General features: G+C 70.1%; 13 protein-coding genes, 1 other RNA gene and 1 riboswitch. Of the genes, 7 read left to right on the top strand and 7 right to left on the bottom strand.

Annotation, left to right across the window (positions count from 1 at the left end):
• Positions 1 to 24: 24 nt before the first annotated feature.
• The 3 genes from ssrS to ABD05_RS02330 all read right to left on the bottom strand — a co-directional run bounded on the left by ssrS (position 25) and on the right by ABD05_RS02330 (position 949).
• Positions 25 to 206: non-coding RNA, 6S RNA (ssrS, locus tag ABD05_RS35400), on the bottom strand.
• 81 nt (positions 207 to 287) lie between these two features.
• The gene (locus ABD05_RS02335; protein ID WP_011352906.1) at positions 288 to 602 is read right to left on the bottom strand and encodes a cell division protein ZapA; all 315 of its coding nucleotides are present in this window, start codon (positions 600 to 602) and stop codon (positions 288 to 290) included.
• Complete coding sequence (locus ABD05_RS02330) at positions 599 to 949, bottom strand: ATPase (RefSeq protein WP_006478092.1); 351 nt, start codon at positions 947 to 949, stop codon at positions 599 to 601. The genes ABD05_RS02335 and ABD05_RS02330 overlap by 4 nt, the downstream gene beginning before the upstream one ends.
• Positions 950 to 1,103: 154 nt before the next feature.
• Positions 1,104 to 1,357, top strand: a riboswitch (cobalamin riboswitch).
• A gap of 64 nt (positions 1,358 to 1,421) precedes the next feature.
• Here ABD05_RS02330 and ABD05_RS02320 point away from each other — a divergent pair.
• Genes ABD05_RS02320 through cobC form a run of 6 tightly spaced genes read left to right on the top strand, consistent with a single transcriptional unit; the run spans position 1,422 to position 7,643 of the window.
• Positions 1,422 to 3,338 carry a TonB-dependent receptor domain-containing protein gene (locus tag ABD05_RS02320; protein WP_047898780.1) on the top strand — a complete coding sequence of 639 codons (1,917 nt, stop codon included), beginning with the start codon at positions 1,422 to 1,424 and terminating at the stop codon, positions 3,336 to 3,338.
• Positions 3,339 to 3,377: 39 nt separating this feature from the next.
• Positions 3,378 to 4,376, top strand: coding sequence for a FecCD family ABC transporter permease (locus ABD05_RS02315; RefSeq protein ID WP_047898779.1), 999 nt, complete (start codon positions 3,378 to 3,380; stop codon positions 4,374 to 4,376).
• Complete coding sequence (locus ABD05_RS02310) at positions 4,373 to 5,200, top strand: ABC transporter ATP-binding protein (RefSeq protein ID WP_047898778.1); 828 nt, start codon at positions 4,373 to 4,375, stop codon at positions 5,198 to 5,200. The genes ABD05_RS02315 and ABD05_RS02310 overlap by 4 nt, the downstream gene beginning before the upstream one ends.
• Positions 5,201 to 5,252: 52 nt before the next feature.
• Positions 5,253 to 6,308, top strand: coding sequence for a nicotinate-nucleotide--dimethylbenzimidazole phosphoribosyltransferase (cobT, locus tag ABD05_RS02305; protein WP_047898777.1), 1,056 nt, complete (start codon positions 5,253 to 5,255; stop codon positions 6,306 to 6,308).
• Positions 6,298 to 7,074, top strand: a complete 777-nt coding sequence (locus ABD05_RS02300; protein ID WP_047898776.1) for an adenosylcobinamide-GDP ribazoletransferase — start codon at positions 6,298 to 6,300, stop codon at positions 7,072 to 7,074. The genes cobT and ABD05_RS02300 overlap by 11 nt, the downstream gene beginning before the upstream one ends.
• Complete coding sequence (cobC, locus tag ABD05_RS02295; protein ID WP_047898775.1) at positions 7,059 to 7,643, top strand: alpha-ribazole phosphatase; 585 nt, start codon at positions 7,059 to 7,061, stop codon at positions 7,641 to 7,643. Before ABD05_RS02300 ends, cobC begins: the two co-directional genes overlap by 16 nt.
• A 101-nt stretch (positions 7,644 to 7,744) precedes the next feature.
• On the opposite strand, the gene ABD05_RS02290 is transcribed toward cobC, so the two are convergent.
• The 4 genes from ABD05_RS02290 to cobU are packed head-to-tail and all read right to left on the bottom strand — an operon-like array spanning position 7,745 to position 11,163.
• Complete coding sequence (locus ABD05_RS02290) at positions 7,745 to 8,662, bottom strand: cobalamin-binding protein (protein WP_047898774.1); 918 nt, start codon at positions 8,660 to 8,662, stop codon at positions 7,745 to 7,747.
• Positions 8,659 to 9,678, bottom strand: a complete 1,020-nt coding sequence (gene cobD, locus ABD05_RS02285; protein ID WP_047898773.1) for a threonine-phosphate decarboxylase CobD — start codon at positions 9,676 to 9,678, stop codon at positions 8,659 to 8,661. The genes ABD05_RS02290 and cobD overlap by 4 nt, the downstream gene beginning before the upstream one ends.
• The gene (gene cbiB, locus ABD05_RS02280; RefSeq protein WP_047898772.1) at positions 9,671 to 10,615 is read right to left on the bottom strand and encodes an adenosylcobinamide-phosphate synthase CbiB; all 945 of its coding nucleotides are present in this window, start codon (positions 10,613 to 10,615) and stop codon (positions 9,671 to 9,673) included. Before cbiB ends, cobD begins: the two co-directional genes overlap by 8 nt.
• Positions 10,609 to 11,163 (bottom strand): bifunctional adenosylcobinamide kinase/adenosylcobinamide-phosphate guanylyltransferase, encoded by a 555-nt coding sequence (gene cobU / locus ABD05_RS02275; RefSeq protein ID WP_047898771.1) that lies wholly within the window; start codon positions 11,161 to 11,163, stop codon positions 10,609 to 10,611. The genes cbiB and cobU overlap by 7 nt, the downstream gene beginning before the upstream one ends.
• Before the next feature lie 74 nt (positions 11,164 to 11,237).
• Between cobU and ABD05_RS02270 the strand changes: the two genes are divergently transcribed.
• Positions 11,238 to 12,740, top strand: coding sequence for a cobyric acid synthase (locus ABD05_RS02270; RefSeq protein WP_047898770.1), 1,503 nt, complete (start codon positions 11,238 to 11,240; stop codon positions 12,738 to 12,740).
• Positions 12,741 to 12,767 lie beyond the last annotated feature (27 nt).

Genomic DNA, 12,767 nt, shown 5'->3' with positions numbered 1-12,767 from the left:
CGGGACTTGCCCGATGCCGTTGGATAGGTCCCCGCCTTGGCCGCTAGGCCGGCATCCTGAACCTGAGGTTCAGAATTGGTCGCAGTTAGCAGCACTTCGGGTACATCAGACAGAGTGACGCGCGCGCCCGTGCTACAAATTTCCGCAACCGTGCACATGGCATTGGTTCAAGGAATATATGACCTTGGCGAACCAGGCAGGGAAGCTGACTGAACTGTGTTTCGATGCGCCAATTTGACCACCGTTGATCGCCGAGATCAAGGAGAATCGACGCATCGATTAAAACGTTACTGCGTCTCGTGCTGTGCGAGCACCGCACCGAGCTGTTCGTTCATCTGGTGCATTGTACGACGGATTTCCTCCGCCGGAAATGCTTCACCGTGCCGCACGCTCGTTTGCAGCCGCAGCAATTCCGATGCGAGCGACAGCGCCGCCATCACCGCGATGCGATCGGTGCCGCGTACCGAGCTGTTCGAGCGGATTTTCGACATTTCGGCGTCGACGCGCGCGACCGCCTCGAGCAGCGCCGCTTCGGTCTCGGCCGAACAGGCGAGACGATAGGCCTGACCGAGAATCGAGACTTCGATCTGCTTGGTGCTCATGCATGTTCTCCGTGGCTGGCCGCGTCATCGCCATCCGTACGCGCCTGCGCATCCAGCAGGTCGAGCTGGTTGTCGGCTTGTTCCGCGCTTTTCGAGCGCGGCAGCTTTTCGAGAATCGCGTTCAGTTTCACCTGCGCGTCGTCGATCTTCGCCGACAGCGTGTCGCGCTCGGCTGCGAGCGCATTGCGTTCGTCGCGCAGTTGCGCGAGTTCCGCGCGGACCGTGTCCGCTTCCGCGCGCAATTGCGCGACCTGCTCCTCGAGCGCGAGCCGTTCCGAGTGATAGCGCTTGTTCAGCGAAATCAGACGGCCAATATTTTGAGATAAAGTTTCGAGTTCGTTGAGCATTTGCTGCGTCCTCTAAAGACCCAGCATTTTAGCGCGGAATAACGCGCAATCCGACATCTGTAACGTTTCCAGTCGTAACACCCCCGCTTCTTGCCGCGAATAGGCGCGTCCCGTGCGTGTCCGGACGCTTCCTTGACGCTCGCGCGAGCGGCTCCTAAACTGGCGCCGCCTCGGTGCTCGCGCGTGGAACGCGCGGTTAAACGGGAAGCAGGGCGCGGGCTCCGCCAGGAGACCGCCAACCTGCGCTGCCCCCGCAACGGTAAGCGGCCGCGTCCAGTGACGCAGGCCGGCTCGGGCGCGTTCCGCGTGCAGGTTTCGCACGCGGGCGCGGGCCACTGCGCGTCATCGCGCGGGAAGGCGAGCCGGTACGCCGCCAGCCCGGATACCGGCCGAGGCGGGGAGCCCGCACGGGCTTCGTGACGCGTGGCCTGCGGGGAGGCGGGGCGCGCAGTGCTTCACGGGATTTATCTTCATGCTGACCCCAATCGTCCGCACGGCGCTCGGCGCGCTCTGCGGATTGCCGCTTGCCGCCGCCGCGCAGACCGCGGCGAATGCCGATTCCGCGGCGTCCGCCGTACCCGCGACAACGTCCACGGTGCCCGCGGCCCAGCCTGCCGCTGCAACCATGCTCGAGCCGGTCGTCGTCACCGCGCAGCGCGCGCCGCAGGCGCTGGCCGACACGATTCCGCAAACCACCGTATTCGACGCGCAGGATATCGCCGCGCACCCGGGCGCCGACTTGCCGACGCTGCTCGCGCTCGCGCCCGGCGCGCAGATCGTGCGCAACGGCGGCCCGGGCGCGAGCGCGACGATGTTCCTGCGCGGCGCGGAGTCGACGCAGTCGCTCGTGCTGATCGACGGCGTGCGGGTCGATTCCGCGAGTCTCGGCGCCGCGCAACTGAGCCAGGTGCCGCTCGACCAGATCGAGCGCGTCGAGATCGTCAACGGCAACGTGTCGTCGCTGTACGGCTCGGGTGCGATTGGCGGCGTCGTGCAGGTGTTCACGAAGGATGGCGGCAATCATCCGCCGCGCTTCAACTTCGCGGTTGGCGTCGGCAGCTACGGCACGCAGACACAGCAGGCCGGCGTATCGGGCCGGCTCGACAGCGACGGGAAGACGACGTTCAGCGTGTCGATCGCACGCGACAAGGACAACGGTTTTTCCGCGCTCGACCCGGCGAAGAAGCCGAACGCGAACCCGAATGCGAACGGCTACCTGAACGAGAGCATCACCGCGGCGCTGCGCCACCGCTTCAACGACCGCTGGGATGCGGGTGTCAGCTACTTCCAGTCGAACGGCAACAACAGCTACGACAATGCGTGGGGCGTGCCGACCGACCTGAATAACCTCTATTCGCGCGTGCAGCAGGTGCGTGCGTTCGCGAACGGCAAGCTGACCGACTGGTGGACCGCTCACCTGAGCGTCTCGACCGGCAACGATCGCAGCCAGTCGGCGTTGAACGGCGTCTACACCGATCACTTCAATACCGACAACCGCCAGTACACGTGGCAAAACGATTTCCGCATCGCGCCTGAACACCTGATCCAGGCCGGCTACGAGCGGCTCGACCAGCAGTTCATGTCGAATGCGTATGCCGCGCCGCAGCGTCACGTGAATTCCGGCTGGATCGGTTACTCGGGGCGCTTCGGACGCCAGCAGTTCCAGGCGAACCTGCGCCGCGACCAGTACTCGGACTTCGGCGGCGCCAATTCCTACTATCTCGGCTACGGCCTCGAACTGACCGATCGCTGGAAGGTGACCGCGAGCTATTCGGATGCGTTCCGCGCGCCGAGCTTCAACGACCTCTATTACCCGATGGCCGGCAACCCGTCGATCCAGCCGGAGCGCAGCCATTCGATCGAGGCCGCGCTGCAGTACGCGTCCGATGCGGTCGGCGTGATGCGGCTCACCGCGTTCCAGACGCGCTACGCAAACCTGATCAACTATCGGCCCGACGGGAGCGGTTTCTACTATATTGCGCAGAACGTCGGCAGCGCGAAGGTGCAGGGGCTCGAAGGGTCGTGGCAGGGGCATGTCGGCGCGACCGACGTACGGGTTGCCGCCACGTTGCAGAACCCGGTCAACGAAACGCAGAATCAGGATCTCGACCGCCGCGCGCGACGTTTCGCGTCGATGGCCGTGAACCGCGCGTTCGGCGCGTGGCGCGTCGGCGGCGAATGGCTCGTGAGCGGCGCGCGCAACGATTCGGGCGGCGGGCGGCTCGGCGGCTACGGGATCGTCAACCTGTCCGCGCGCTACAACATCACGAAGTCGTGGTACGTCAGCGCGCGCATCGACAACCTGCTCGACAAGGACTACGAGCTTGCATATGCCTACAACACGCCGAAACGCGGCGCCTATGTCACGCTCGGCTGGCAGCAGCAGTAAGCAGATGCGCCGCGCGTCGTGCGCGGGGCCGTGCGCGGCATGAGCGCCGCGCGTGCCGCCGCGATCTGGGCCGCGCTGGCCGCTGCGGTCGCGTTGCTGTTCGTCGCGTCGCTGTCGATCGGCAGCGTGCCGATGTCGCCGTGGCAGGCGCTCGCGTCGCTCGTGCCGCATGGCGGCGACGCGCTGTTCGCCGACATCGTCCGCACGCTGCGCCTGCCGCGCGCGCTCGCGGGCTTCGCGTGCGGTGCGCTGCTCGCGCTTGCCGGTGCGCTGCTGCAGGTGCTGCTGCGCAACCCGCTCGCGGAACCGTACGTGCTCGGCGTGTCAGGCGGCGCGGCCGGGTTCGCGCTCGTCGCGATGATCGCGGGCGGTGCGTGGTGGCTCGTCGATGCGTCGGCGTTCGCCGGCTCGCTCGTGTCGGTTGCGCTCGTGCTCGGCCTCGCGCGCCGCGAGCTGTGGCGCGGCGATTCGCGCGACGCGTCGCCGCGGCTGCTGCTCACCGGTGTCGTGATCGCGGCAGGGTGGGGCGCGCTCGTCACGCTGCTGCTGTCGCTCGCGCCCGATGCGCGGTTGCGCGGGATCATCTTCTGGCTGACGGGCGACCTGAACGGCGTGACCGCACCGTGGTTCGCATGGGGTGCGCTGCTATTGGCCGCATGTGTTGCGCTGCCGGCTGCACCGCAATTGAACGTGCTGCTGCGCGGCGACGCGACCGCGCTCGCGCTCGGCGTGCCCGTCGCGCGCGTGCGTGTGCGGATCTATCTCGTCGCGTCGCTGGCCGCCGCGGCCGCGGTGACGACGGCCGGCACGATCGGCTTCGTCGGCCTCGTCGTGCCGCACGCGCTGCGGCTCGCGTTCGGCAACGACCAGCGCATGCTGCTGCCGGCCGCGATGCTTGCGGGCGGCGGCGGCGTGATGGCGGCCGACCTGCTCGCGCGCACCGCGATCGCGCCCGCGCAACTGCCGGTCGGCGTGATGACCGCGTTGATCGGCGTGCCGGTGTTCCTGTGGATGTTGTTGAGGAGGCCGATGCGATGACAAGTACCGCGCAGCACGCCGCTGCCGCCGGCAACGACATGGCCTGCGCAACCGTCGCCCTGACGTTGAAGGCCGGCGCGCGCACGCTGCTCGACGGCTTCACGCAGGCCTTCCGTCCCGGCGAAATCTGGTGCGTCGCGGGGCCGAACGGTGCGGGCAAGACGACGCTGCTCACGACGCTCGCGGGGCTGCAGCCGCCGGCCGGCGGGCGCGTCGAGATCGACGGCCGGCCGCTCGCCGCATGGAAGCCTGCGCAGCTCGCGCAGCGCCGTGCGCTGATGCCGCAGCAACTGCACGATGCATTCAGCGCGACCGTGTTCGACACGGTGCTGCTCAATCGCTTTCCGTATCTCGGCGGCTGGGGCTGGGGCTGGGAGCGCGACGGCGACCGCGCGGCCGCGCGTGATGCGCTCGCGACGTTCGACCTTGCCGCACTTGAGTCGCGCGACGTGCTGTCGCTGTCGGGCGGCGAGCGGCAGCGGGTCGCGCTGGCCGCGACGCTGTGCCAGGATGCGCCGCTGATGCTGCTCGACGAGCCGCTCGCGCATCTCGACCTGCATCACCAGATCGACTGCCTGACCGCACTGGCCGCGTGGCTCGATGCGGGCCCGCGCACGGTGCTGTTCTCGTGCCACGACCTGAATCTCGCGCGGCGTTTCGCGACGCATGCGCTGTTGCTCGACGGCCGCGGTCATGCATGGGCCGGCCCCGTGCACGACGTGCTGACGCCCGAGCGCGCGAGCGACGCGTTCGGCTATCCGCTCGTGCTGATCCGCGAGCATGGCCGCGATGCGCTGCTGCCCGCGTGGCCCGAGCGACAATGACCTTTTCCTTTACGATGCGCGGCGCAGGCCGCGCCAACGACACGGTTCTTCGATGACGACTCCGACCCAATTCCCGCCCGCGATCGCGCCGCTCGACGATGCGCTGCGCAAGCGCCTGCAGCATGTGATCGACCACAAAACCAAGCCGCCCGGCAGCCTTGGCCAGCTCGAGGCGATCGCGCTGCAGATCGGCCTGATCCAGCGCACCGAGCGGCCGGTCGTGCAGCGCCCCGTGATGATCGTGTTCGCAGGCGATCACGGGATCGCGGCCGAGGGCGTGAGTCCTTATCCGCAGGCGGTGACCGCGCAGATGGTCGCGAACTTCCTGGCCGGCGGCGCGGCGATCAACGCGTTCTCGGGCGTCGCGCAGAGCACGCTCGAGATCGTCGATGCGGGCGTCGCGTCGCCGCTGCCGCTGTCCGACCGGCTGGTGTCGCTGCCGGTCGCGCGTGGCACGCGCAACTTCGCGGTGGAGCCGGCGATGACGCACGACGAGGCGATGACGGCGCTTGCGGCCGGTGCGGCACGCGTGCGCCTGCATGCATCCCTCGGCACGAACGTGATCGGCTTCGGCGAGATGGGGATCGCGAACACGTCGTCGGCCGCGTGCCTGATGAGCCGCCTGCTCAGCGTGCCGATCGACGCATGCGTCGGGCGCGGCACGGGCCTCGACGACCAGGGCCTCGCGCACAAGCGCGCGGTGCTCGGCCGCGCGCTCGTCAAGCACTCGCACGCGATCGCGCCGCTCGACGTGCTCGCGACCTTCGGCGGCTTCGAGATCGCGATGATGACGGGCGCGTATCTCGCGGCCGCGAGCGAGCGGATGACGATCCTCGTCGACGGCTTCATCGCGACGGCCGCGCTGCTCGTCGCCGAGCGTATCGCGCCCGGCGTGCGCGACTACTGCGTGTTTTCGCATACGTCGCACGAGGCCGGGCACCGGCGCATGCTCGAGCATTTCGGCGCGAAGCCGCTGCTCGCACTCGACCTGCGGCTCGGCGAAGGCACGGGCGCGGCGCTCGCGCTGCCGCTCGTGCGCGCGGCGGCTGCGTTCCTCAGCGAGATGGCGAGCTTCGAGTCCGCCGGCGTCGACAATCGTGACGCCTGAGCGCGCGCACGGCGTGCGTGCCGAACTGCGCTACTTCTTCGTCGCGCTCGGCTATTTCACGCGCGTGCCCGTGCCGCGCGCGATCGGCTACGCAGCCGGCGATCTCGACCAGGCCGCACGCTATTTCCCGCTCGTCGGCGCATGCGTCGGCGCGTGGGGCGCGCTCGTCTATCTCGCCGCGCTGCGCGTGCTGCCCGCGTCGATCGCGGTCGGGCTGTCGATGGCCGCGACGCTGCTCGCGACCGGCGCCTTCCACGAGGACGGCCTCGCCGACAGTTGCGACGCGTTCGGCGGCGGCTATACGCGCGACGACGTGCTGCGCATCATGCACGACTCGCGGATCGGCACGTTCGGCGCGGTCGCGCTCGTGATTGCGCTCGGCCTGAAATGGCAGGCGCTCGCGGCGATGCCGCCGCTGCGCGCCGCATGGACGATGATCGCCGCGCATGCGGCGAGCCGCGCGGCGGCCGTGAGCCTGCTGATGTCGCTCGACTATGTGCGCCCCGAAGGCAAGGCGAAGCCGGTCGCGCAACGGATGGGCGCGCGCGCGGCGTGCGTCGCGGCGGTATTCGGATTGCCGTGGCTGTTCTGGCCGGACTGGCGCATGGGTGTCGCCGCAGGCGTCGCGCTCGTGCTCGTGCGCGCGTGGGCAGCCCGTTATTTCGTGAAGCGGATCGGCGGTTATACGGGCGACTGCCTCGGCTTCGCGCAGCAACTGAACGAACTGGCGATCTATCTCGTGGTGCTCGGATGGACGTCGTCCTGATCCGTCATCCGGCCGTTGCCGTCGAACCGGGCGTCTGCTACGGGCGCAGCGACGTGCCGCTCGCCGTGCCGGCCGATGCCGGCGTGCATGCCGTGTGCGCGCATCTGTCGGCGCTCGGTGCGCCGCGGCCCGAGCAGATCTGGACGAGCCCGCTGACGCGATGCGCGTCGGTTGCTGAACGGCTCGCGCAGGCATTCGATGTGCCGCTGCGATGCGATGCCGGCTGGCAGGAAATGGATTTCGGCGCGTGGGAAATGCAGCGCTGGGACGATATCGACCGTGCGGCGCTCGATGCGTGGGCGACCGACCTGATGCATGCGTGCGCGCATGGCGGCGAAAGCGTCGAGCGGTTCGCCGCGCGGGTTGCGCGGCAGGCCGACGCGGTTGTGCAGGTCAATCGGCCGCAGTGGGCGGTCACGCATGCGGGCGTGATCCGCGCGTTTGCGTCGCATGTGTTGCGTGTGCCGCTCGATACGCTGCTGTCGCGGCCGGTGCCGACAGGTGGTGTCGTCTGGCTGCGTGCGGACGATGCGGCGCGAACATGGGAAGTCGTGCACTGGGACGAATAGGCTCGCCTGAGCCAGCATGTGAACGACACAACGCGCGATCAAACCAACTCAAGCATCGAACGCATCAGTAGGTGCGCGACAAACGCGCAAGTCGCCGGAACTCAGCGCGCCGTCCGCCGCGCTCGTGCGGCGTCGAGATCCTCGCACAGCGCGGCCGCGCCTTGCGCGATCCGCGGCGACGGCCGCGTCAGCAGATCGCCGTCGATCGCGAACAGGTTGTTGCGCGCAACGGCCGTCAGCGCGGGCCACGCACGCCAGCGTGCAAGGCTCGGCAACGGTTCGTCCGAGCGCGTCGCGCCGGCGCTCGTCGTCACGATCGCTTCCGGATTCGCCGCGAGCACGGCCTCGTCGGTGACGGTCGGCGCGAGCGGCTTGAGCGATGCGAACACGTTGCGGCCGCCGCACAGCGCGATCACGTCGTTGATCAGGTGCGCGCCGTTGAGCGTCATCAGCGGGTGGTCCCAGACCTGGAAGAACATCGTGACGGGCGTGCGTGCGGCGTAACGTGCACGCAGCGTCGCGATGTCGCGCGCAAAGGACGTCGCGGCCGCATCGGCTGCCGGTTGCGTGCCGAGCAGCGTGCCGAGCCGGCGCAGCGACGACGCTACGTCGTCGAGATGTTTCGGTTCACTGAAGAACAGCGGGATATGCAGCGCGCGCAACGCGTCGGTCTGCCGCTCGGCGTTGCCGTGCCGCCAGACGACGATCAGGTCGGGCTTCAGCGCGGCGATCCGCTCGAGGTCGAGCGCCTTGTTGTCGCCGACGCGCGGCACCGCTTGCGCGGCGGGCGGATAGTCGCTGTACGTGACGGTGCCGACGAGCTTCGCGCCGCCGCCGGTCGCGTAGACCAGTTCGGTCGCGTGCGGCGCGAGGCTGATCACGCGCTGCGCGGGCGCAGGCAGCGTGACGGTATTGCCGGCGTCGTCACGCGTTGTGACATCCGCGTGGACGAGCGATGCATGAGCGAGCGCGGCCAGGGTCGCGGCCGGCGCCAGCCGGCGGAACTTGCACGGGCTCATGCGGATTCCTGTTGCAGCGTCGGCACGCAGTGCGCGAGCGCGTCGCCGAGGCGCTGCCACTCGGCTTCGCTGCCCGGCAGGCCGATGCGCACGCTCGACGGCTTCGCAAAGTGCCGTGTCCAGATCCCGCGTGCCGCGAGCGCCGCATGCAGCGCCGCGGCGCGCGGGTCGTCGGTCCAGCTGAAGAGCGGTGTCGCGCGAACCGCGAAGCCGTGCGTGCGCAGCAGTGCGGCCAGCCGCGCGCCGTCGGCCGCGAGCCGTTCACGCGCGGCGGCCTGCCATGCGCGATCGGCAAATGCCGCAGCGACCGCGTGACGCGCGGGGCCGCCGACGGTCCATGCGCCGAGCATGTCGCGCAGCGCGACGATCCGTTCGGGGCAGGCGAGCACGAAGCCCGCGCGGATGCCGGCGAGGCCGAAGAACTTGCCGACCGAGCGCAGCACGACGAGCCCCGGACGATCGACCTGCGGCGCGAGCGATTGCGTCGCACCCGTATCGGCGAATGCCTCGTCGACGATCAGCGTGCCGCCGCGCGCCGACAACTGCGCATGCCAGCCGAGCAGGCGTTCGGCCGGCACGAATTCGGCGGTCGGGTTGTTCGGATTCCCGACGATGACGTGACGCAGCGTCGCCGGCAGCGTATCCGCGCCGATGTCGAGCAGAACGACACGATGGCCGTGACGCGCAAACGCGGGCGCGTATTCGCCATAGGCGAGCGACGCGACGCCGGCGTCGCCGGTCGGCAGCAACGCAGGCAATGCGCGGATCGCGGCCTGGCTGCCGGCGACCGGCAGCACGTGCGTGGAATCGGGCGCGCGGTAGTACTGCGCGGCGCAGGCCGCGAGGCCGTCGCCGTCGTCCGGCAGCCGGCGCCACGCGTCGGCCGGGACGGGCGGCACCGGATAGCCGACCGGATTGATGCCGGTCGACAGGTCGAGCCACGCGTCGTACGGAATGCCGTGGCGGCGTGCGGCTTCATGCAGGTTGCCGCCGTGCGCGATGCGTGTGTCAGACATGATGGGTGGCCATGACGAGTGCGCCGCTCGCGACCAGCAGCGCGAGCCACAGCGCGAGCGTGCGTGTGACGAGCGACAGCGCGGCGACGATGTGGACGGCGGTCGCCGTTGCGCCGGTGCCGAGCGCCGGACGATCCTCGATCTCGCCGTGATAGACGGCCGGGCCGCCGAGCTGCACGTTCAGGCTGCCGGCGCCCGCGGCCATCACGGGGCCCGCGTTCGGGCTGTCCCAGTGGCGTGCCTGCGTGCGCCAGCAGCGCCATGCGGCGGCCGTATCGCCGAGCAGCGCGTAGCTCGCGGCCGTGAGGCGCGCGGGAATCCAGTTCAGCGCGTCGTCGAGCCGCGCGGCGGCCCAGCCGAAGGTCAGGAAGCGCGGCGTGCGGTAGCCCCACATCGCGTCGAGCGTGTTCGCGAGGCGGAACAGCAGCGCGCCGGGGCCGCCCGCGACGACGAACCAGAAGAGTGCGCCGAAGATCGCGTCGTTGCCGTTCTCGAGCGCCGATTCGACGGCCGCGCGCGACAACGCGCCTTCGTCGGCGTTGCTCGTGTCGCGCGACACGATACGCGCGGTCAGCGTGCGCGCGGCGTCGAGGTCGCGCCGCAGCAGCGCCGCGGCGATCGGTGCGACATGGTCGGCGAGGCTTTTCGCGCCGAGCGCGAACCACAGCAGCGCGACGTGCAGCGCGGCCGCGAGCGGCCACGGCAGCACGGCCACGAGCCATGCGGCGACGGCCACCGGCGGGACGACGGCTGCGGCCCACGCGGCGACGCCGACTACGCGGCCGTGCCGGCCGGTGTTCAATGCGCCTTCGATGCGCGCGGCGAGCCGGCCGAACGCGACGAGCGGATGCCAGCCGGCAGGCTCGCCGATCGCGCGGTCGACGATCGCGGCCGCGACCGCGAGCATCGCGACGACGGGCAGCGACAGCATCAGCATGACGGCGCTCCCGTCTTGAGGTCGAGCGGCAGCCCGGCGACGAGCAGCGTCACGCGCGTCGCGAGCGCGGCGACGCGCTGGTTCAGGCGCCCGAGTTCGTCGACGTAGCGGCGCGTGACCGACCCGAGCGGCACGACGCCGAGCCCGATCTCGTTGCTGACGATGATCACCTTCGCGCGCGCGCCGCGCAATGCGTGCTCGAGCCGCTCGACCTGCGCCGCGTACTGCGCATCGTCGAGCGGTTCGCCGTCGGCCGGGCACAGCAGGTTCGTGAGCCACAGCGTCAGGCAGTCGACCAGCAGGCATGCGTGCGGATCGTCGAGCCGCGCGAGCGTGCCGGCGAGGTCGACGGGCGCATCGGCGAACCCCCATGCGGCCGGCCGGCGCGCGCGATGATGCGCGATGCGCTGCGCGAATTCGGCATCCGCGGCGGTCGCGGTCGCGATGTAGGTGACGGGGCGGCCGCTGTCGGCCGCGAGCTGCTCGGCATGCGCGCTCTTGCCCGAGCGCGCGCCGCCGAGGACGAAGGTGAGGTCGTGCGGAATCATCGCGTGATTGTAACGGCGCGGGCGTACCGGCGCGGGCGATAATGCGGCCTTTGCTTCGCGACGACCTTTACACGATGAATGCACCCGAGCCGCGGCCGCACGGCACGCTGATGATCCAGGGCACGACCTCCGACGCGGGCAAGAGCACGCTCGTCGCGGGCCTGTGCCGCCTGGCGCGCCGTGCCGGCGCGCGCGTTGCGCCGTTCAAGCCGCAGAACATGGCGCTCAACAGCGCGGTGACGGCCGACGGCGGCGAGATCGGCCGCGCGCAGGCGCTGCAGGCACTGGCCGCGGGCGTCGCGCCGCATACGGATTTCAACCCCGTGCTGCTGAAGCCGACGAGCGACCGCGGCGCGCAGGTGATCATTCACGGCAAGCCGCGTTTGAACCTCGACGCGCGGGCGTATCACGACTACAAGCCGGTCGCGTTCGACGCGGTGCTCGAGTCGTATGCACGCCTGCGCGCCGGTTACGACACGGTGATCGTCGAGGGCGCCGGCAGCCCGGCCGAGATCAACCTGCGCGACGGCGACATCGCGAACATGGGTTTTGCCGAGCGCGTCGACTGCCCGGTCGTGCTCGTCGCCGACATCGACCGCGGCGGCGTATTCGCGCACCTGGTCGGCACGCTCGCGTGCCTGTCGGACAGCGAGCGCGCACGCGTGCGCGGCTTCGTGATCAACCGCTTCCGCGGCGACTTCAAGCTGCTCGAGCCGGGGCTCGACTGGCTGCGCGCGCAGACCGGCAAGCCTGTGTTCGGCGTGCTGCCGTACCTGCACGGGCTGATGCTCGATGCGGAGGACATGCTGCCCGCGCAGGCGCGCAGCGCCGCGGCACGCGGCGACGCCGGCGTGCTGCGCGTCGTCGTGCCCGCGCTGCCGCGCATCAGCAACCACACCGATTTCGATCCGCTGCGCGCGCATCCGCAGGTCGAGTTCACGTACTGGAAGAGCGGCCCGGTGCCGGATGCCGACCTGCTGATCCTGCCCGGCTCGAAGAGCGTGCAGCGCGACCTCGCATGGCTGCGCGACGCGGGCTGGGACGCGCTGATCCGTCGCCACCTGCGCTACGGCGGCAAGGTGATCGGCATCTGCGGCGGGATGCAGATGCTCGGCCGCACGCTCGACGATCCGCTCGGCCTCGAAGGCGCGCCCGGCAGCGTGCCGGGGCTCGGGCTGCTCGATTTCGACACGACGCTGCAGCCCGACAAGACGCTGAGGAACGTGACCGGACATCTCGCGCTGCCGGGCGGGGCCGCCGTGCGCGGCTACGAGATCCACATGGGCGACACGCGCGGGCCCGCGCTCGCGGCGCCCGCGCTGACGCTGGCAGCCGATGCCGCGCAGGGCGGCACGCGCCCGGACGGCGCGGTTTCCGCCGACGGCCAGATCCTCGCGACCTACGTGCACGGGCTGTTCGACGCGCCCGACGCGTGCGCGGCGCTGCTCGCGTGGGCCGGGCTCGACGGCGCGGAACGCATCGACTATCCGGCGCTGCGCGAGGCATCGCTGGAGCGGCTGGCCGACACATTCGCCGAACATCTCGACCTCGACGCGCTGTACGCCGAGTTTCGTTGAAGCGGCGCCGTGCCGCCCTCGCTTTTT

The organism is Burkholderia pyrrocinia, from assembly GCF_001028665.1.
Classification (GTDB): domain Bacteria; phylum Pseudomonadota; class Gammaproteobacteria; order Burkholderiales; family Burkholderiaceae; genus Burkholderia; species Burkholderia pyrrocinia.
The sequence above is the reverse complement of the archived record's forward strand: the minus strand, read 5'-3'. Positions and strand labels throughout refer to the sequence as shown.

What these genes read in the sequence shown, in the direction of transcription:
- ABD05_RS02315 (WP_047898779.1), top strand. Translation starts at nt 3,378, where the DNA reads ATGAGCGCCGCGCGTGCCGCCGCGATCTGGGCCGCGCTGGCCGCTGCG.
- cobU (WP_047898771.1), bottom strand. Translation starts at nt 11,163, where the DNA reads ATGATTCCGCACGACCTCACCTTCGTCCTCGGCGGCGCGCGCTCGGGC.
- cbiB (WP_047898772.1), bottom strand. Translation starts at nt 10,615, where the DNA reads ATGCTGATGCTGTCGCTGCCCGTCGTCGCGATGCTCGCGGTCGCGGCC.
- ABD05_RS02335 (WP_011352906.1), bottom strand. Translation starts at nt 602, where the DNA reads ATGAGCACCAAGCAGATCGAAGTCTCGATTCTCGGTCAGGCCTATCGT.
- cobC (WP_047898775.1), top strand. Translation starts at nt 7,059, where the DNA reads ATGGACGTCGTCCTGATCCGTCATCCGGCCGTTGCCGTCGAACCGGGC.
- ABD05_RS02290 (WP_047898774.1), bottom strand. Translation starts at nt 8,662, where the DNA reads ATGAGCCCGTGCAAGTTCCGCCGGCTGGCGCCGGCCGCGACCCTGGCC.
- cobT (WP_047898777.1), top strand. Translation starts at nt 5,253, where the DNA reads ATGACGACTCCGACCCAATTCCCGCCCGCGATCGCGCCGCTCGACGAT.
- cobD (WP_047898773.1), bottom strand. Translation starts at nt 9,678, where the DNA reads ATGTCTGACACACGCATCGCGCACGGCGGCAACCTGCATGAAGCCGCA.
- ABD05_RS02330 (WP_006478092.1), bottom strand. Translation starts at nt 949, where the DNA reads ATGCTCAACGAACTCGAAACTTTATCTCAAAATATTGGCCGTCTGATT.
- ABD05_RS02270 (WP_047898770.1), top strand. Translation starts at nt 11,238, where the DNA reads ATGAATGCACCCGAGCCGCGGCCGCACGGCACGCTGATGATCCAGGGC.
- ABD05_RS02320 (WP_047898780.1), top strand. Translation starts at nt 1,422, where the DNA reads ATGCTGACCCCAATCGTCCGCACGGCGCTCGGCGCGCTCTGCGGATTG.
- ABD05_RS02310 (WP_047898778.1), top strand. Translation starts at nt 4,373, where the DNA reads ATGACAAGTACCGCGCAGCACGCCGCTGCCGCCGGCAACGACATGGCC.